This window comes from Hyphomonas oceanitis (assembly GCF_036964545.1).
In the GTDB taxonomy this organism is placed as follows: domain Bacteria; phylum Pseudomonadota; class Alphaproteobacteria; order Caulobacterales; family Hyphomonadaceae; genus Hyphomonas; species Hyphomonas oceanitis.
Map to the genome: position 1 here is coordinate 732,815 of NZ_JBALTL010000002.1, position 18,242 is coordinate 751,056.

Annotated in this window: 17 protein-coding genes; 8 read left to right on the top strand and 9 right to left on the bottom strand. The window is 61.3% G+C overall.

The window, feature by feature from the left end; genetic code table 11:
- Nucleotides 1-14 precede the first annotated feature (14 nt).
- From V7651_RS08535 to V7651_RS08565, 7 genes are all read right to left on the bottom strand, one after another.
- Nucleotides 15-1,058, bottom strand: a complete 1,044-nt coding sequence (locus V7651_RS08535; protein ID WP_335612911.1) for a dihydrodipicolinate synthase family protein — start codon at nt 1,056-1,058, stop codon at nt 15-17.
- A 388-nt stretch (nt 1,059-1,446) separates the two neighbouring features.
- Entirely contained in the window at nt 1,447-3,417 is a 1,971-nt protein-coding gene (locus V7651_RS08540) for a PAS domain-containing sensor histidine kinase (RefSeq protein ID WP_335612912.1), read from the bottom strand.
- Nucleotides 3,418-3,537: 120 nt separating this feature from the next.
- Nucleotides 3,538-4,389 carry a KPN_02809 family neutral zinc metallopeptidase gene (gene ypfJ / locus V7651_RS08545; RefSeq protein ID WP_335612913.1) on the bottom strand — a complete coding sequence of 284 codons (852 nt, stop codon included), beginning with the start codon at nt 4,387-4,389 and terminating at the stop codon, nt 3,538-3,540.
- Nucleotides 4,390-4,545: 156 nt separating this feature from the next.
- Entirely contained in the window at nt 4,546-5,079 is a 534-nt protein-coding gene (locus V7651_RS08550; protein WP_335590500.1) for a GIY-YIG nuclease family protein, read from the bottom strand.
- A 112-nt stretch (nt 5,080-5,191) separates the two neighbouring features.
- Nucleotides 5,192-6,430 (bottom strand): hypothetical protein, encoded by a 1,239-nt coding sequence (locus V7651_RS08555; protein ID WP_335612914.1) that lies wholly within the window; start codon nt 6,428-6,430, stop codon nt 5,192-5,194.
- Between the two features lie 333 nt (nt 6,431-6,763).
- Nucleotides 6,764-8,536 carry a GtrA family protein gene (locus V7651_RS08560; protein WP_335612915.1) on the bottom strand — a complete coding sequence of 591 codons (1,773 nt, stop codon included), beginning with the start codon at nt 8,534-8,536 and terminating at the stop codon, nt 6,764-6,766.
- The gene (locus tag V7651_RS08565; RefSeq protein ID WP_335612916.1) at nt 8,520-9,503 is read right to left on the bottom strand and encodes a glycosyltransferase family 2 protein; all 984 of its coding nucleotides are present in this window, start codon (nt 9,501-9,503) and stop codon (nt 8,520-8,522) included. The genes V7651_RS08560 and V7651_RS08565 overlap by 17 nt, the downstream gene beginning before the upstream one ends.
- A gap of 282 nt (nt 9,504-9,785) precedes the next feature.
- Here V7651_RS08565 and panD point away from each other — a divergent pair, with 282 nt between their 5' ends.
- Together panD and V7651_RS08575 are read left to right on the top strand one after the other, a co-directional pair.
- On the top strand, nt 9,786-10,142 hold the full coding sequence (panD, locus tag V7651_RS08570; protein ID WP_035535104.1) for an aspartate 1-decarboxylase: 357 nt from the start codon (nt 9,786-9,788) through the stop codon (nt 10,140-10,142).
- Between the two features lie 90 nt (nt 10,143-10,232).
- Complete coding sequence (locus V7651_RS08575) at nt 10,233-12,194, top strand: alpha/beta hydrolase family protein (protein ID WP_335612917.1); 1,962 nt, start codon at nt 10,233-10,235, stop codon at nt 12,192-12,194.
- Here the strand turns inward: V7651_RS08575 and V7651_RS08580 are convergent.
- Together V7651_RS08580 and lgt are read right to left on the bottom strand one after the other, a co-directional pair.
- Nucleotides 12,191-13,246, bottom strand: coding sequence for a class I SAM-dependent methyltransferase (locus tag V7651_RS08580; RefSeq protein WP_335612918.1), 1,056 nt, complete (start codon nt 13,244-13,246; stop codon nt 12,191-12,193). The genes V7651_RS08575 and V7651_RS08580 overlap by 4 nt on opposite strands.
- A gap of 6 nt (nt 13,247-13,252) precedes the next feature.
- Complete coding sequence (gene lgt / locus V7651_RS08585; protein ID WP_335612919.1) at nt 13,253-14,212, bottom strand: prolipoprotein diacylglyceryl transferase; 960 nt, start codon at nt 14,210-14,212, stop codon at nt 13,253-13,255.
- An 88-nt stretch (nt 14,213-14,300) separates the two neighbouring features.
- On the opposite strand from lgt, the gene V7651_RS08590 reads away from it, so the two are divergent.
- The 6 genes from V7651_RS08590 to sciP all read left to right on the top strand — a co-directional run bounded on the left by V7651_RS08590 (nt 14,301) and on the right by sciP (nt 18,242).
- A complete protein-coding gene (locus V7651_RS08590) occupies nt 14,301-14,552 on the top strand; it encodes an accessory factor UbiK family protein (protein ID WP_035534686.1) in 252 nt (83 codons plus the stop codon).
- 131 nt (nt 14,553-14,683) lie between these two features.
- Nucleotides 14,684-15,187, top strand: a complete 504-nt coding sequence (locus V7651_RS08595) for a type III secretion system chaperone family protein (RefSeq protein WP_335612920.1) — start codon at nt 14,684-14,686, stop codon at nt 15,185-15,187.
- A gap of 11 nt (nt 15,188-15,198) precedes the next feature.
- On the top strand, nt 15,199-16,020 hold the full coding sequence (proC, locus tag V7651_RS08600) for a pyrroline-5-carboxylate reductase (RefSeq protein WP_335612921.1): 822 nt from the start codon (nt 15,199-15,201) through the stop codon (nt 16,018-16,020).
- An 8-nt stretch (nt 16,021-16,028) separates the two neighbouring features.
- Nucleotides 16,029-16,679 carry a hypothetical protein gene (locus V7651_RS08605; RefSeq protein ID WP_335612922.1) on the top strand — a complete coding sequence of 217 codons (651 nt, stop codon included), beginning with the start codon at nt 16,029-16,031 and terminating at the stop codon, nt 16,677-16,679.
- A 5-nt stretch (nt 16,680-16,684) separates the two neighbouring features.
- On the top strand, nt 16,685-17,767 hold the full coding sequence (locus tag V7651_RS08610) for a phosphotransferase (protein WP_335612923.1): 1,083 nt from the start codon (nt 16,685-16,687) through the stop codon (nt 17,765-17,767).
- A 178-nt stretch (nt 17,768-17,945) separates the two neighbouring features.
- Entirely contained in the window at nt 17,946-18,242 is a 297-nt protein-coding gene (sciP, locus tag V7651_RS08615; protein WP_418887223.1) for a CtrA inhibitor SciP, read from the top strand.

Here is an 18,242-nt window from a genome sequence, read left to right on the forward strand (position 1 = left end):
GCCGCCCTTTTGCTTTATGCCTTATAGCGGGGCAGGGCGCTCATGTCGCCGGGGCGGACTCCCCGGTCCCAGGCGGCGCGGCCGACAATGAATTGTTCTTCCGGCGCATCTGTCGGGGTAAGTCCGGACGCAATGAAGGCGGCCCGCATGGCCGCGCGCGCAGGCGCATCAAGCGTCGGGATCGTTGCTTCAGCCCCTTTCGGGGACACGGGTACGAGCCCCCCATTCCCGCCGCTTAGCCAGACGTAATACTTGTTATGCTGCAGCGGGTGCCCCCCATTGCGGATCGCGCCCGCCTGTACGGCGAAGAAATGATCTAGTGCCGGCTGAAGTTGCATCGCCACGGCATCGGCGCGGTCAAAGTCGCGTACTGCGCAAGCCTTCAGCAGCTCATTGCCCAGTTGTTGTGCCGGTGTCTGGATTGCTTCAGCATTCCACTGGCCGCTCCACTGCATGTGATAGTGGCGCGCCAGCAAGGGCAGGAAATCCAGATTGACGGGGGCAACCAGCAGACGGTCTGCCACCCGTTCGCAGATCTGCAGTGTGGAGGTAAGTGTCACCGGCTGGGAAATTTTCACTGAGGTGACATTCGGCAGGTCGGCTAGTCGGTCGAATACGTCGAGTGGCTGGCCGGCCGGCCCCAGAGCCGGATAGTTGCGTCCCTTGCCAAGCGCCGCATAGATCATCATCGGCTTTTCAGTGGCGGCGATTCTGGCGCGCATGGCCTGGTAAAGGCTTTCATTGTCGAGGTCCGGCGCATTCACGGAGGCGAGCAGGAAAAGGTCGACGCCCATCGCCTCCAGCCGTCGCATCATGGCGATGTCCTGCTCAGGTGTGCTGCCGTAGAGTAGTCCGTGCACGGGAAATTTACCGGCGGCCTCATCTATGATTATACGGTGATATTGCTCCCAGCGGGGGTCATCCGCCCCAAAGCCTACCAGCATGGGCAGCGTTCCGGAAAAGCCTTGGGCGATGGATTGGCGCACGTCCAGCCGGATGCCCTCCTCGTCAAGTGTCTTCAGGTCTGCCTTAAAGGAGGGGAAAAGCAGGTTGAGCATGCCGCGCAGGTGCTGAACCGCCCATTTGCGTTGTGGGGTTGACGTATCGGGAGCGGGCGGTGCTGCCGGAGTGGGCGCAGAAGTTTCAGCTGCTGTGGCGCATGCGCCAAGTGACAGAGTGGCGCTCAAGCCGCCCGCCATCAAAAGGTGCCGCCGGTTCAGCAGTGACGCTGAAGTCCTTGTGTTGGTCTGAATGGGAAGGCCTGCCTGCACGCGATTTCCTCCTTATCGCTTTGCGGCGAAACGTGTCATCTTCTTCCATCAGAAACAAGTGCGCGATGGGGGCTTGCTGAAACGCCACGCGTTGCGCCCCGATATCCACCAGCGCTTCCAGACGCGAACAGCTTGCGTGACTGAGCAGGCTGGGCCGCCCGTCCCGCAGAAAGTGTCACGCGGCCAGCTTTAAGCGAAGTGCGCTGCCTGATGGGCCGCCTGTTCCGCTAATTCCCTGTTCCAAAAGATAGAGCATGGCGCGCACATAGCGCCCCGTCAGTGCACGCATCTCTTCATTCATTGGGCCGGAACGGGTGCGCAGGATGAAGCAGAGATCGCTGGCAATCGAGCCGAATAGCTGGAATCCAAAGAAGGGCCCCTGGCCCTGACAATCGTGAGCGATGCGGTGCACATCAGGCGCCGCAATATCATTTTCCGCGCCCAGTTCGTAGATCAGGCTTCTCAACTGGGTGTGCGTGGATGTCAGCCATTCCTGACGCAAAACGTCGATCACATCGTCAGGAGACGCAATGTGTGGCTTAGGGTAATCCAGCCCTGCGAGCATATCCTGCAGAGGATCGGCAGACCTGCCTCCGGGTTCTGGTCGGACGTTCACATGCGCGATGGCGCTTAGCAGATCGCCCTGATCGATCGGTTTGGTGACATAGCCATTTGCCCCTTTCGAGAGAAAGCGCTCGCGGTCGCCGGACATGGCATCCGCCGTCAGCGCAATCACCGGAATGTCACGATACGACGTATCGCTGGAGCGCAGAGCCGCCAGCGCCTCCATGCCATCCATAACGGGCATGTGGACATCCAGCAGCAGTATGTCGAATGGTTCGCGAGAGAGAGCCTCAAGCACTTGTTCGCCATTCTCCGTCTCGGTGATATGCACATCATACGGCGTCAGGAAAAGCTTTACTACTTTCCGGTTCACGCGGTTGTCGTCGGCCAGAAGAATGCGCAGGCCGGTGAGCGATGTTACGGCAATCACGGGCGTCTCGCCGGAGGCCGCCTTCGGGCTATGGAGCGCGGCGGGCTCGGCCATGAATGTCAGTGTAAACGTGGAGCCCTTGCCAGGTTCGCTTTGCGCGACAACGTCGCCACCCATCATGCGCGCAAGGCGCCGGGTGATTGAGAGGCCAAGGCCCGTGCCGCCAAACCGACGCGTCGTAGAGGAATCCGCCTGCGAGAAATCAGCGAAAAGACCGGAGAGGGCTTCTTCGCTTATTCCAATTCCGGAATCGCGGACCTGAACTGTCACGCGCCAGTGGTTGGCCTCCTGCTCGGTGGCCACGCAGACGTTCACCTGGCCGGCATCCGTGAACTTGATCGCGTTCGATATGAGATTGGAGAGGCATTGCCGTACACGGACGGGATCAAAGCGCAGGGCGCTGCTGGCCGAGTCATCGACCGATACGATCAGGTCAATTCCCTTCTCGCGTGCTCTCGGTTCAAACAGGCGGGTGATGCGCTGCACCGCATGGCGCAGATCGCCGTCCACGGCGTCAATGGCCAGCTTGCCCGCCTCGATCTTCGACAGGTCGAGAACGTCGTCAACCAGAGACAAAAGCGTGCGCCCTGAATCCAGAAGGATCTCGACCTTGTCGTGCTGCGACGGTGTGAGTTCCGGATCCGACATCAGGGATTGCGCCATGCCGAGAATGCCATTGAGCGGCGTGCGTATCTCGTGGCTCATCGCGGCCAGGAATTGCGATTTGGCGCGGCTTGCGGCCTCGGTCTCGCGCGCTCGCGCTTCTGCCATCTTGTAGGCTGTAATATCGAAATTGATGCCCGCAATGCCGATCTTGCCGGATGGCAGACGCACGGGCAGCTTTTTCGTAAGCGCCGTCATCTCGGGGCCGATTTTCTCTTCACTGAGGGAAATACCTTTTGCGAGAACCTTTTGGTCCTCCCGCTCAAACCCCTCCCATTGCTCGCGGGGGTAAAGGTCCCGATCAGGATGCCCCAGATAGTCGGTCATCCCCGTGGCCTTCAGGATGAAGCGGTCCAGCGCGGCATTGCCATAGATGAGGTTCAGGTTTTCATCCTTGATGAATACCGGGTCGGGCAGTGCATCCAGGAATGCCTGCAACAGTTCTGCGATATTCTCGACAAGCGGTGATGTCCCATTATTGGATGACATACGCTTTCCCCCGATCTATTTTCGGGTGAAAATAGAGGAAGTTCGCGAATCGAGTGTTAACGCTACCTTTTGGGGCGTGGCCGTTCCGCCTTCGTCCAGTTTGATGCGTGCTCGGCGTTTTTAAAGGCCGGAGAACGTATCGCACTGCCGGGGATCGCCCGTGGTAATGCCCCGGCGCAGCCACTCCATCCTCTGCTCGGACGAGCCGTGGGTAAAGCCTTCGGGCGAAACGCGTCCGGTTGAGCGCTTCTGCAGCATGTCATCGCCGATCGCATTGGCGGTCTTCATGCCTTCTTCTACATCACCCTGTTCAAGCGCGACTTGGCCGCCCGAAGCCTCAGCCGCATGGGCCGCCCAGACGCCGGCATAGCAATCGGCCTGGAGTTCAAGTGCAACGGAATACTTGTTGGCCTCGGCCTGGCTGCGCGCGCTCTTCTGGGCTTCACGCACTTTGCCAGATGCACCTGTCAGTGTTTGGACATGGTGGCCAAACTCGTGGGCGATGACATAGGCACGGGCGAAATCAGCACCGGATGCGCCGAGCTTCGTTTCCATTTCCTGCCAGAAGGAGAGATCGAGATACACGGTCTGGTCGTTGGGGCAGTAGAAAGGGCCCATGGCCGCCTGGCCAAAGCCACAGCCGGTATTGGTGCCTTGCGTATAGAGAACGGTATTGGGGGGCTGGTAGCCCTCCATCTGGGTGCGCCAGACGTCGTCGATATTGGTGCCGATGACATCGACAAACTGGCCGGCCTGGTCTTCCGGTGTGCCGACCGGCGCATCGCCCTGCGGCGAGGAAGAGACCGCGGCCTGGTCAAGAACCTGCGCGGTTTGCGAAGGGTCGATCCCGAACACGAAATAGCCGATCAGCGCGATGACCAGCACACCGATGCCGCCACCGGCAACGGCGCCGCCACTCATGCCCCGTCTGTCTTCAACATTGCCGCCTTTGCGTCCGCCTTGCCACCGCATGAAATCCGTCTCCCTGATATGCCGGAGGCCTGTGTCCGGGCTTGCGCAGTCTGGCCGACATTACTCTCTCAGCCCAGCCCGAAACGCACAAGAGCGCCCGGAGTTTCCGCATCGATCATCGATGGCTTAGCGCCACCGCCGTTTCAGGCGGAAAACTCAGGTGAAATCGGCGTGGGCGCTGTAGGCGCAGGCGCGGCGCGCGGACAGGATATGGTTGCGCTGCGGGTTGCGCCATCCGGCCAGGTTCAGGGGCGGTTCCAGCTGGCGTACCAGCAGGGAACGCGCCTGGGCCGTGTCGCAAGCCAGGGGCAGCTGCGCCACATGAAGGGCCTTGGCCATCCAGTTTGACAGGCGCGCCTCGCTGTCTGCCGTGAAGGCGAACGAGAAGCCATCGTCCCATAGGTTAGTCGGTGCCACTTCAAGCGCCAGCTCGCGCTGCAGCAGCGCGCCGAGGCTGCGTAAAGGCGACGTGGAGCGGTTCGCATTGAGCGTCCCTGCGAAATGATCGATATGGGAAGCGCCCGTCACATTGTGGCCGATATAGATCAGTCCATCATCGGCCGTCATCAGGCCGGGAAGGGAAAATCCCTCTACCAGGTAAACACCATAAACGCCGCGGGCCCTCTGCGATTGGCCATGCCAAACAGCCCGCGCTGCCGCCAGCGCGCTCCTTACGTCTTCGATCAACATTATCCCAACCCACGCAACCTTTGAGGGAAGTGTTAACGCTCACTAACCTTTATGTCCATATCAGGAACAAGATAATTTCGACTCATGCTTGCTTTCTAACGCGCTCGCATGGTCAACCGCCCATCTCGTGCCAAAGGTCCATGGCTTGGCAGAGGCCATCCTGCTGCAATGCCGCCTGCGCGCCTGAGTTGAACTGGTCGCTGGCTGAAGCCGCCCAGACTGCTGCTGCAGCATCAAAGCTGGTAAAGCCGATCTCCGACATGCCCCGTTCAATGCGGCTGCAGATCAGGCGGGCCGTATCGGCGTCGCCTGTATCGTTCAGGCTGGCGATACGGTCGGCAAGGTCGAGCCGGGAAAAGATATAGTCGTAGACGGTCAGGTCTTCGCCGACATCGAAGGCGAGAATGTCGCCCGAGGCGATGCCCGTATAGTCCGGCTCCTGGCCATCATAGTCAGATGAGGCTGCCGTGAAGATTGAGGGGATGGGCTGGTCGAGATAGACCGCCCACTGGCCGATCGAGCCCTTGCCCTTGGTCTGCTTGATATTGCCCGCTTCCGGCAGCTCTGCCGAGACGACGAGGATCGGCGTATCGCTCCACGATTTCACCGAGAAGGCGCTCGTCGATTGTTCGGTGATTGACTGGCCGAACAGCGTCGTCGATTGCGTATTCAGGAAGTTCGAGGCTTCCAGCATCAAAGGTTGATTGAAATAGGTCACCAGTGTCGAGGCCGGCGCGATCAGGTTGGCCGCCGTCGTCAGCGCGCCCATGACACTCGCTCCGGCACTGCCCTGGCGCTCGTCTGACAATTGCAGCCGGAAGCGGCCTTCGATTGTCGTGTTGGGGCCTACCTTGAAGTAGGGCGTGGCATAGACGGAAATGCTTTCATTCGTTGTCCAGGCTTCGCCTTCCTTGCTGTCGGACGAGAACGTGGCGGAAAACAGGGCCTTCGTCGCCTTGATGTCCGGCTTGGCGACATCGAATTCAGCGATCAGTGTACGTGTGACATTTCGCGAGCCCATCATGCGGGAAAACCAGTTGCGGCTCTCCTTGTTATAGTTGCGCATTTCAAGCGGCTCTTTGCGCTGGCCCGACGAGACGCCCTCAATGTCATAGGCGTCCGGCTTCAGCGTGACGATCTGGATGCGCGTATAGCGGTCCTGAAGCATCAGGCCGTATTCGGAATAAAGCGCGGCTTCGTCGATCGCGACATCGATGAAGGGCAGGTAGTCCTTGCCGGGCTTCGCATTGTTCACGGCGCGGCCTACGGGCCGTCCCGATCCACGTCCCGGGCCGGACGATCCCACCATGGGCGGAGGTGGCGTCTCCACTTCAGCTGAAGGATAGGGCAAGCCGCGATCCGGGCCGTAGTCATCATCCTCTTCACTATAGACCGGCGGAGGCGGAGGCGGAGGGGGGGGCGGCGGTGGCGGAGCAGAGGGAGGAGGAGCCTCTGTTGCCGGTGTCGATCCCCCCGGCGTGACTTGCTTGGATGCACAACCGGCAAGAGCAAGCGAAAGCGCCAGAAGGCTGATCTGTAGATTCTTCATGGCGCGTCCCCGACCGTTTTGATTTTATGGTTAACAAACGGTAACAGAGGCCGGGTGCCAAAGCGAGCCGTTTTGCCGCCCACTATCATTCAACAGAGATTCCGCGCCGATCTGCTGGAACCCGGCTGGATTCGCCTATTTGTGCGGCTGTTTCTCGCGGCAGCGTTTGATCGCATCGGGCCTGAACAGGCTGGCATCCCTTGCCGCCAGCAAGGTCAGGCGAGGCGCAATGTGCTGCTGCGGAGCGCTGATTGTGGCGAGCGCGTCTGCCGGCACATCCGGCGCCGCCAGCGTCAGCTCACAGCCCGCCGCATTGACCCGCATGGCAAGGCGAGCCGTGTTGATCGCGCTCGTGTCGTTCACGGACTTGGCAAGCACATAGCCGCAAAGCGCCAGAACGAACAGAATGCGCATTTTTGCGCCGAGCTTTGGCAGCAGGATCAGTCCGGCAACGATGGCGCTCAGCCAGGCATAGTTTGACAGGGTGATGTACCGGTTGGCGAACGCCTGTTCCGGGCCGAACGCCTGCCACCGCCCCAGCGCCGTCAACAGGCCTGCGCCAAGACTGAAGGCCAGCAGGGCCACCAGGCCGCGATAGGCCGCCAGAGATTTGCGGAAATGCATCCAGCTAAGTCCGGCGATGGTGCCCAGCGCACCAACTGCCGCAGCCGCCACGAGCAGGCTGGCCGGTTTATAGATACGAGCCACGGCGCTCGCGACGTAATTGCCAAGATAGTGCCCAACGCCAAGCATGGTCTCCAGCGCGTTGCCATGCGGCAGCATCGTATCGCCATAGTTGCCGCGCGTTGCGCTGTAATGCAGGAAGAACGCAGCGAACAGGAGCGTCCACGCAAAACCAGCCAAGGCTCTCCGCTGCCGCGTGGTAACCGGCGCAAGGGCGATCAGGAAGAGGCCAACGGGCAGCAGGCACCATGCGGTGGCAAAGCCGTAAATGGCCACTGTGGCGGCAATCCCGGCCAGTCCCATACGCGCCCAGTTCAGGCCGGGCCGCATCAGAAGGGCAATACACCAGACGACCCCGGTCATGCTGGCAAAGATCGCCACCTGCCAGCCCCACAGCCAGTTCGCGGCCTGGTCAAGCGAGAAATAGATAAAGGCCGCCGCCGCCGTTACCCGCAACAGGGAGCGACCTTCACCCAGCTCATCAAGCGTGCGCCGCAGGATTTCGAACAGGGCGACAAATCCGAACGCCGCCAGAAGCAAGCTGATGCAGACATCCGGCCAGTGCGCCATGCCGGTCAGCTCGGCCGTGGCCAGCATCACGATATAGCCGCTCGCGTGCCAATGGCTGCCATGCTGGACGAAAAGGTCCGCAGGCTTCAGCGTTCCGGCCTGCGCCGCGTCCCATAGCGGAATGATGTCCCAGTGATCATGATAAGGCAGCTGGTAGTGGAAGATCAGCGTATAGGCTGCCGTCAGGGCAAAGAAGATGACGGGCGCCGCAAGCAGGCGATAATCGCGGCGTTTCGGGCCATCCGGCGCACGCTCGAACGCAAGGCCCTTGGACAGCATGAAGACGACAGGTGGGATGGTCACAATCGTGGTTGCGAACGCGAGCCAGAGATTGGCCCGGAACACATCCGTCATGATCACGAAGATCAGCACATTCAGCACAGCGCCGGTGATGGCCGCGAAGGCAAAGCCCGGCAGGGCCTGATGGTGAGGCACTCGCGAGCCGAAGGTGAAGTGATAGTGTCCGAGGTATGAGACCGAAAAGGCGGTCAAAAAACCCAAGAGCGTCGCCAGCGACGCGCGCATGCCCAGGCGTTCCGCCAGAAGCCAGAGGATGGCTGCATGGGTAAGTGTCGCGGCGACCCCCACAATGCCGAACCGGACGACCCGTGCAAGGCGCTGCATGGGCGCCAGCGGCTCACTTGGGGCCGTCATCGTCAGTCCCGCCAAAGATATCCTCGATGATATAGATCGGGCGTTGTTTGGTTTCAGCAAAGATCCGCGCAATATATTCGCCCAGCACCCCAATGCTGAGCAATTGAAGCCCGCCAAGGAAGAAGATGGCCGACGCAAGCGTGGCATAGCCCGGAATGTCACGCCCGAATGCCAGCGTCGAGATAACAATCCACATCGCGTAAATCAGCGCGCCCGTCGCGATGATCGTGCCGATGACGGACCATATTCGGAGGGGCAGTGCGGAGAAGGAAATGATCCCGTCCCACGCATAGCTGAAGAGCTTCAGGATCGGCCACTTGCTGCTGCCCGAGCGGCGCACGCCGACATCGTAAGGCACGCTTTCCTGCGAAAAGCCGATCCAGGAATAAAGGCCCTTCATGAACCGGTTGGTTTCCGGCAGCGATCTGAGGGCATCGGCGGCGCGGCGGGAAAACAAGCGGAAGTCTCCCGCATCGGCCGGTATCTTCATTTCGGCTGTCGACGCGAAAATACGGTAGAACTGCCGGGACAAGGTATTGCGCAACCAGCCATCATTGCGGCCATTGCTGCGCGCGCCGTACACAACATCAACGCCGCGATCCGCAACTTCCAGCATGGCCGGAATGGTTTCCGGCGGATGCTGCAAGTCGGCATCCATCAGCAATATCCTGTCGCCCCGGGCTTCGTGGATACCTGCCAGCATGGCGGCTTCCTTGCCGAAATTACGGGACAGTTTCACGATGCGCATTTCCGGCACGCGTTCACATGCAGCGATAAGGGCCGCCAGGGTGGCGTCGCGGCTGCCATCGTCCACGCCGACAATCTCGAACGAGCCGCCGATCAGCGCCATTTGGGCGGTCAGGCGTTCGAGCAAGGCGTCGACATTTCCCGCTTCATTATAGAACGGGATGACGATCGACAGGGCAGGAGTGTCTCCACTCGGCGTTGCAGTATGTTTGGATATCATGCTGGACACACCGGACATCTGGAGACATGCGCGTAGTGACATGCAGCCCGGTATTTGACAATGGCGGGCCCTGGGGCGGGCCTATGGGCTAGCCTGACGCCCTTATGTGGCAGAACCATTGCAGGGAGCGTGGCGGGCCTGTTTTTTGCAAGCGTTGCAAAATGGGGCTTTACGCTTCAGATGCTGCAGTGCCATAAGCCGCTTGCCGACGGGGCAGCAGAACCCCATATACTCACTGTGAGCATATTTGCCACGCTGTCTAATCGCCGGGAGGGCACATCCTTGTTGCTCAACATGTTGAAAGCCAAACTTCACTCTGCCACGGTCACCCAGTGTGACCTGCACTATGAAGGTTCCATCTCCATCGACCAGGACCTGCTCGACGCGTCCGGCATCCTGCCGCACGAGCGCGTGGACCTGTGGAACGTCACCAATGGCGCCCGCCTCCAGACATATGCGCTCGAAGCGCCGCGTGGCTCGCGCACGATTGGCGTCAACGGCGCTGCGGCCCGTCATTTCGCTGTCGGCGACAAGATCATCATCGCGGCATTTGCCAGCGTCGAGGCCGAAAAAGCCCGCCAGCATGCACCGACGGTCGTGCTGCTTGACGACGCCAACGAGATCAAAATCCCGGCCTGACCCGCGCCGCGACTGATTTTACAATTTCATGGTTGAAACCCGCGTAACCCTCGCGCAGGTTGCAATGCGAACAACGCGTTGCGGGGAATCATGCGGTCATTCATACTGGGATTGGTCATCCTGCTTCTGGGGCAGTCGGCACTGGCGCAGTCCGATGCGCCACATCCCGCGCTTGAAGCCTACGGCGAGTTGCCCCGTGTGCGCCACATGGCCATGTCGCCGGACGGCGAGACGGTGGCCTTCGTCTATCGCCAGAATGGCTCTGACGTTATCGCCACGCTGGATATTGCCACAAAGGCCATCACGCCGCGCCTGTCGGTCGACAATATCGCCACCCGTAATATCTGGTTTGCCGACGGCAAGCACCTGATCCTCAGCGTCTCCGACACCAAGGACCTGTACGGTTACAAGGGCAGCTTCGAATATTCGGAGTCCTTTTCCCTGAACCTCGATACAAACAAGTCGCAACAATTGCTGCGGGCGACGCGGGACATCTATCCGGCGCAAGCCGGCCTCGGCAAGATCGTCGGCGTGGACAGCGAGGCTGGCCAGGCCCTGATGCCGGCCTACATGCTCCGCCAGTCCAATCGGTCAGGCATCCCCGAGTTCGACCTGCTCAAGGTCGATCTGGACTCCGGTTTTGGCAAAGGTTTCAAATCGGGCACGCCCTACACGATAGACTGGTTCGTCGACCCCAAGGGTACGGTCCTCGCTCGCGAAGAATATAACAACTCCACCAACATGTACCGCATCTACAGCGACTTGTCGGACGGACGCGGCCCCATCTATGAGGAGCAGGCATCGCTCCCGCCCTTCAACCTGATTGGCGTCAAGCCAGACAGGTCCGCGCTGATATTCGTCAGTGACGCCGATGAGAATGAAGGTTTCGACGCGATGTTCGAACTCGGCATGGATAGCGAGATCACCGGCCCGGTCCTGGCGCGCGAAGGCTCCGACATGGAGAGCGTCTTCCGCGACAAGAACCGCATCGTTGAAGGCATCCGCTATGCCGGCCCGTCGCCCAGCTACTTCTTCTATGATGAAGCGCTCAACAAGGACGTGCAGGCCCTGGTGGACCGTTTCGAAGGCGGCTCCGTGGAAATCGTCAGCCACAGCCGCGACTGGAACAGGATCCTCGTTTCCGTTTTCAATTCCTATGGCGTTAACAAATACGTCGTGCTCGACCGTAAGTCGGGCGAACTGATCGGCTTGATGGATGACCGCGATGAGATCCCGGTGGAGGCCGTCGGACAGGTTCTGGCGATCTCCTATCCCGCGCGCGACGGGCTCAACATTCCCGCGATCCTCACGCTCCCGGCGGGCGTCAGCTCTGCCGATCTCGCCAACCTCCCGATGGTCGTCATGCCGCACGGCGGGCCTGCCGCTTATGATGCTGTCACGTTTGACTGGATGGCGCAGTATTTCGCCAATCGCGGTTATCTCGTGCTTCAGCCGAACTTCCGCGGCTCCGATGGTTACGGGCGCGAGTTCCTGCATGCCGGTCATGGCGAATGGGGCGCGAAGATGCAGGACGATGTCAGCGATGGCGTGGCAGCGATGATCGCCGAGGGCCTCGTCGATCCGGCGCGCGTCTGCATCGTTGGCGCCAGCTATGGTGGCTATTCCGCCCTGGCAGGCGGCGCCTTCACACCGGACCTCTACAAATGCGTGGTCGCTGTGGCGCCGGTCTCTGATCTTCCCAGAATGATATCGGACGAAGCATCCAATTACGGGTCGCGACACTGGGCGGTCGATTACTGGAAAGAACTTATCGGCGATCCCAAATCGCCCACCGTCAATCTCGACGCCATCTCGCCTGCCAACAGCGCCGCCGCATTCAAGGCGCCTGTCCTGCTCATCCATGGCAACAAGGACACCGTCGTGCCGATCAGCCAGAGCGAGGGCATGCAGCGCGCGCTCGAAAAGGCTGGCAAGTCCGTGAAGTTCATCCGCCTCGACGGCGAAGACCATTGGCTCTCCGACGGCGCCACCCGCATCGAAACGCTGCGTGCCATGTCAGACTTCGTCGAGGCCAATATCGGCGCGCGCTAGAAACCGGCCGGTTTCGGCAGGTCCTTGCTGGAAAGGCAAATCACCTTGAAGCGCTCGCCCATGTCTTTCGGGTCGATCAGGCGCTGGGCGGCGTTGAAGATCGCTTCGGCATCGTCCTCATTGGCTTTCACCAGCTGGTTCAGCCGCGCCTGCGCGCCAAGGCCCAGCAGGAACATGCCTTGCGGCGTCGGGCCGTGCACGTCGAGCCCGGCGCTGGCCGCAATCCGTTTCAGGCGGCCAAAATCCACGTCGACGGTCAGGTCCGTCTCACCCGGGGCCAACAATGGCGAGACTTGCTCGCCATCCTTGAAGGCGCGCAGGGAATCCCCCGGCGCCCGGTCCACCGGACCATAGTCGATCAGTAGCGCATGCACAGGCAGGCCATTGGCCGCGCGCGTTGCCAGTTCAGCCACCAGGATGTCGAGCCCGATCTGGACTTCCACGCAATTGGCCGTCTGCGCCGTGCCCTCAGGCGCGCTTCGGCCATCGGCAGCAAGGCCGAAAGCCAGTGCGCCTTCCGCATCCAGCCCGACAACACATTCGCGCCATTCCTCGCCATCGCGGCGGAACTGGCGTGCGGGCAGGCAGTCGAGATATTCGTTGGCGAGGATGATCGTGGGCAGCGCTGGCACTTCGGATGCCTGCTCGGCAAATTGCGGCTCGTACACGGCCAGGCGCTCGACCTGCACATCGCGCAGCGCCGGGCTCGGCTCGACGAGGTAGAGGTTCATAGCGTCCGCAAACGGCTTGCCGCCCGCCACGAAGGCCATGCGCAGCGCGTCCTGCATCAGCACGCCGCGCCCCGGTCCAATCTCGACCAGACAGAACTCCGAGGGCGATCCAATCGCCTGCCACTCATGCACCACCCAAAGGCCCAGCAGTTCGCCGAACACCTGGCTCGTTTCCGGCGCGGTGATGAAGTCCTGGCCGAGGCCTGGACGCGTCGCATAATAGCCGTCCTGCCTGTCATGCAGCGCGAGCTGCATATAGGTCGAAACGGGTATCGGCCCGCCGGTTTCGATCAGGCGAATGAGGCGTTCTTTCAGGGTCATATCAGTCTAGTCAGGTGAGTGCAGGGGCTTTGGCTTGAGCGCGTTCCAGACCAGCCATGCGCCGCCGATCCACATCGGGGTCGACAGGATCATGCCCATGGTCAGGCCGAAGGGCAGGTCACTGGCGAAGGAATCCGGCAGTCGGAAATTCTCGACGATGGAGCGCCCGGTGCCATACATCAGCAGGAACAGGCCCGCGACGAGCCCAGGCTTCTTCAGGGCGTTGAACTTCCAGATCAGGATCGAGGCCACGATTAGCGGCAGCAGGCCTTCCAGCGCCGCCTCGTAAAGCTGGCTCGGATGGCGCGCAAACTCATGGCCATTATAGACCCATTGCTTCGCCACCCAGTCATAGGCCGGCGGGGTCGAGCCCGGCACGACGCCTTCGGGAAAGACCATGCCCACGGCGGCGTCGGTCTTGCGGCCATAAAGCTCGGCATTGATGAAATTGGCGAGGCGACCGAACATGATCCCGATCGGCGCCACCACGCCCGCAATGTCGCCCAGCGGCAGAAGGTTCAGCTTGCGGCGCCGGGCGATCACGATGATGGCCAGCGTCACGCCGATCAGGCCGCCATGGAACGACATGCCGCCATCCCATATCTTCAGCACGCTTATCGGGTTCGCCGCGATCACGTCCTGCTGGTAGGGCACCATGTAGAACAGGACATAGCCAAGCCGTCCGCCGAGGATGATGCCCAGGATGATCCAGAACATGATGTCGTCGAGGTCATCCTTTGTGGCTGGCGCCTTGCCACCGAACATGGCCGGACGGCTGATCAGCGCCGTCGCATACTGCCAGGCCAGCATGATGCCCGCGATATAGGCCAGCGCATACCAGCGCAGGTGGAACGTCCCGAGCCCGACAAAGCCGAAGTCGATCGACACGAGCGCCGGGCTGATTTCCGGGAAATGAAGGGCCTGCGCTGCCATTGGCACGGCCATCAAACTCACAAGGTCTGTCATGCGGCGTCTTTTCCCTGTCTGGAATGCGTCCTATCTGTTAGGCAGCAGACAATCATGCCCAGCCGCCCCCGCGCGAAGGAGTAGCCTCATGGCGAACACAAATCCACTGCTCGATGACATTGCGGGCCTGATGACCGGCGCCATGGGCGCTGCCCGCGCCGCTGGCGAGGAAGCCAAGACCGCCGCCCAGTCGCGTGTCCGCGCGCTGATCGCCGACATGGACCTCGCCGGGCGTGACGAAGTCGAGGCCCTGAAGGCCCTCGCAACCGCCGCCCTTGAACGTGTCGAAGCGCTCGAAGCCCGCGTTGCGACGCTCGAAGCCGACGCGAAAGCGAAATAGGCCCAACCTGTAGAATAGTGCCGTTAACCTGTAGACTTAGGTAGACGCGCCTTTACGCACTTGCTTAGCTGCCCTTGGCCTCGGCACGCGAATCCTGCACCGTGCATACGAGACCGAAAGGGGAACCCATCATGAGTCTTGATCTCTCCCGGAGTGAGATTGATCTGCCAGACCCGCTTGAACGGGTCGAAGAAGCGCTGGAGACGGCTGGCTGGCAGTATGATCGCGACGACGATGGTACGATCCAGGCCGTGGCCGAAACCAAGTGGGGCGACATGGGCGCCCTGTTTGCCTATCGCCCGGACCCCTCCGCAATCCATTTCTCGATGACGCTCGACGTGAAGCCGGTGCCTGCGCGCCGCGCGGCGATTGCCGAACTCATCATGATGGCGAACGAGCGCCTCTGGCTCGGCCATTTCGACTATTGGGCCGATGAAGGCGTCATCATCTTCCGCTACACATTCTCGATGCTCGACCGGGATGAAGTCTCCCCCGGCGAGGCCCGCGCCGCCATCGCGGCAGGTGTCAGCGCCGTTGACCGGTTCGTTCCCGCATTCAACTTTCTCATCTGGGCCGGCAAGTCGCCCCGCCAGGCGATTGAGGCGGTCATGTTCGAAACCCACGGCGAAGCCTGAGACAGACGCACATGGCAGGCAAGGCAGCGTCCGCTCCGACTATCGTAATGATCGGCGCGGGGCGTATGGGCGCCGCGCTTGTGCGTGGCTGGCTCGCGGCCAAGACGAAATCGCGCATCATCCTGATTGATCCGACGCCCTCCGAGGAAGCGTCGGGCTGGGCCGAGGCTGGCAAGGTCCAGCTGAACCCCGCGCCTCAGCCCGCCGATATCCTTGTCCTCTGCGTGAAGCCGCAAGTGTTCACGTCCGTTGTCGAGGACACGTCCGCCTTCGTTGGCCCGAAGACACTTATCGTCTCGGTCATGGCGGGCATCCTGATGAAGCAACTCGCGGCTGCGTTTGACACGCCCCGCGTGATCCGCGCCATGCCGAATACACCGGGCGCCATCGGGCAGGGCGTGACCGTCATCACCGCGCCGCCCGGCGCTGATGCGGCCGACATTGATGTGGTCACCAGTCTGCTCAAGCCGCTCGGGGATGTTGAAGGCCCCATCGACGAGAAACTCATCTCGGCGGCGGCCGGCGTGTCCGGCTGCGGCCCGGCTTACGTCTTCCTTCTGGCCGAAGTCATGGCCATGGCGGGTGAGGCCGAGGGCCTGCCGAAAGACCTCGCCGCGCGGCTTGCCCGCAAAACGGTGGAAGGCGCAGCTGCCCTGATGGCATCCACCGGGGAAGCCCCGGATACGCTGCGTAAAGCAGTCACTTCACCCAAGGGAGTGACCCAAGCTGCCCTTGACATCCTCATGGATGAAGGTGGGATGCCAGCCCTGATGAGAAAGGCTCTGCGTGCGGCGGCCAACCGTGAAAGGGACCTCTCTCGCCAAAAGGATTAGACGAGGGAATGCCCGTGGCGCGAAATGCAAGCATCATCGACCAAGGCCTCCGCGCCGCGCTTGAACTGGCGGCAGAGAAACCCTGGGCCTCGCTGACGCTTGGCGAGATTGCCCTGCGCGCCGACCTTACCCTCAATGACTTCCATGGCATTGCGACGCGCGAAACGCTGGCCGACGCTGTCGATGCCCATTTCGACCGCGCCATGTCCGCCGAAGGCGTCGCCAGTGACGACCTTCCCCGCGAGCGCCTGTTCGAAGTCATCATGCTGCGCTTTGAAGCAATGGAAGACTATCGCGACGGGCTGAAGTCTCTTTTGAGCTATCGCGAAACCGCGCCGGAACATCTGGTGCGTCTTCCCGCTGCCCGCGCCGCCTCTGCCCGCTGGGCGCTGGCCTCTGCCGGGCTCGATGATGACAGCGGCGGTCCGCTCAACCTGAAAGTCCTGGCCACGGCGTTCGTCATCGCCCGCACCGAGCGCGCATGGCGCAAGGAAACGAGCGGTGATTTCGCACTCACCATGGCCGCACTGGATAAATCACTGCGCGCTGCCGAGGCGCGCATGGGCTGGATATCCCGCTTCACCGGGCGCTCCACGTCCGACACAGCCAAACCAACACAAGAAAACGATGCACCTGAAAAAGGTGCCACTGGGGAGTAGAATACATGAACCGTCCGGGATTAGACGGAAACCCGCTGGAGCTGACGCCCGGCTGGTTTAACGACCTGTTTGAAACAATCGGGATTGATGCCGAAGTAAAGGGCCTGACGGCCAAGGCGATCGGCACGGGCCAGATCGGCGAGAATGTCCGCTTCGTGTTCGACTATGCCCACAAGGGCGAAAACGCCCCCGACACGCTTGTCGGCAAGTTCCCGTCCGGCAGCGAAGCGAGCCTCGCGACGGCCCAGATGCTCGGCCACTACAAGCGTGAGGTCATGTTCTACCGCACCTTCCCGAAAGTGGCGGGCCGCATCACGCCGGGCGCCTTCTATACTGACTATGACGAGGCCACCAATCGCTTCGCGCTGATCATGGAAGACATGGCGCCGTCGGAACAGGGCGACCAGCTGAAGGGCTGCTCGGTGGCTGAAGCCGAACTGGCGCTGGCATCAGCCGCTATTCTTCACGCCGCCTACTGGCAGGACGAAAGCCTTGACCAGCATGACTGGTTGCAAGGCACCGCAGCTGCGCCGGCGCCCGCGCTGACGCCCGAGCAGGTTGCCGGCCTCTGGACCGGTTTCAAGGAACGCTACAAGGACCAGCTCAAATCTGACGTCATCGAGGTCGGTGATGCTTATGCCGCTGCCTTGCCGCGCTGGAGCGAAGCCCATGAGGGACCCTTCGCGCTGACGCATAATGACTTCCGGCTCGACAACATGCTGTTCGGCAAGCCCGGCGCACCGAAACCGATTGCGCTGGTGGACTGGCAGACGGCGGCCAAGGGCGCCCCGGCGAATGATGTCGCCTATTTCATCGGCGCAGGCCTGACGCGTGAAGAACGTCCCAAGCATGAAAAGGCGCTGCTGCACTATTATCATGACCGGCTCACGGAAGCGGGCGTCACCAGCTACAGCTTCAGCGATCTCTACGATGATTACCGTTGGTTCTCGTTCTACGGCATGTCGGTTGCCTTCGGCGCGGCCATGCTCGTGAAGCAGACAGAACGGGGCGACGAGATGTTCCTCACCATGCTTCGCCGGCATGCCGCGCAGGCCCGGGATAATGACGCGCTCGCACTTCTCGCCTGAAATTTTTTTAATGTGAATCGCAATAAAACCGGGGAAAAACGGCATTTGTCCCGGTGCGGGACAGCTTTCCAAACATCCTCCTAACGCGGGGGGCGAAACTCACACGTCTCCTTATGCGTCGGCTTAAATCCGCTCGTGTACACCACTGTCTGAGGGCCTGAAGAAGTCGGGTTACGACATGACCGAAGAATGGTGTGTGGATATGGAAATGCAGAACGCAAACATGACGAGCGTCAAAGGCCCGGACGGCCAGATGCTCACCCTGGCAGACCTGCCATCGCCGGGGATTTCCCGTTGGGTGACGCGCCGCAAGGCAGAAGTCGTTGCGGCCGTTTCAGGTGGGCTGCTTTCACGCAAGGCTGCGTGCGAACGCTACAACCTGACGGACGAGGAATATGAAGGCTGGGAGAAGCTTTACTCCCGCCATGGCATCAAGGGCCTGCGCACAACGCGGCTCCAGAAGTACCGCCGCTAG

Coding starts and splice junctions, on each gene's coding strand:
- V7651_RS08535 (WP_335612911.1), bottom strand. CDS start 1,058: ATGCTCAACCTGCTTTTCCCCTCCTTTAAGGCAGACCTGAAGACACTT.
- V7651_RS08540 (WP_335612912.1), bottom strand. CDS start 3,417: ATGTCATCCAATAATGGGACATCACCGCTTGTCGAGAATATCGCAGAA.
- ypfJ (WP_335612913.1), bottom strand. CDS start 4,389: ATGCGGTGGCAAGGCGGACGCAAAGGCGGCAATGTTGAAGACAGACGG.
- V7651_RS08550 (WP_335590500.1), bottom strand. CDS start 5,079: ATGTTGATCGAAGACGTAAGGAGCGCGCTGGCGGCAGCGCGGGCTGTT.
- V7651_RS08560 (WP_335612915.1), bottom strand. CDS start 8,536: ATGACGGCCCCAAGTGAGCCGCTGGCGCCCATGCAGCGCCTTGCACGG.
- V7651_RS08565 (WP_335612916.1), bottom strand. CDS start 9,503: ATGATATCCAAACATACTGCAACGCCGAGTGGAGACACTCCTGCCCTG.
- V7651_RS08575 (WP_335612917.1), top strand. CDS start 10,233: ATGCGGTCATTCATACTGGGATTGGTCATCCTGCTTCTGGGGCAGTCG.
- V7651_RS08580 (WP_335612918.1), bottom strand. CDS start 13,246: ATGACCCTGAAAGAACGCCTCATTCGCCTGATCGAAACCGGCGGGCCG.
- lgt (WP_335612919.1), bottom strand. CDS start 14,212: ATGACAGACCTTGTGAGTTTGATGGCCGTGCCAATGGCAGCGCAGGCC.
- V7651_RS08590 (WP_035534686.1), top strand. CDS start 14,301: ATGGCGAACACAAATCCACTGCTCGATGACATTGCGGGCCTGATGACC.
- V7651_RS08595 (WP_335612920.1), top strand. CDS start 14,684: ATGAGTCTTGATCTCTCCCGGAGTGAGATTGATCTGCCAGACCCGCTT.
- proC (WP_335612921.1), top strand. CDS start 15,199: ATGGCAGGCAAGGCAGCGTCCGCTCCGACTATCGTAATGATCGGCGCG.
- V7651_RS08605 (WP_335612922.1), top strand. CDS start 16,029: ATGCCCGTGGCGCGAAATGCAAGCATCATCGACCAAGGCCTCCGCGCC.
- V7651_RS08610 (WP_335612923.1), top strand. CDS start 16,685: ATGAACCGTCCGGGATTAGACGGAAACCCGCTGGAGCTGACGCCCGGC.
- sciP (WP_418887223.1), top strand. CDS start 17,946: ATGACCGAAGAATGGTGTGTGGATATGGAAATGCAGAACGCAAACATG.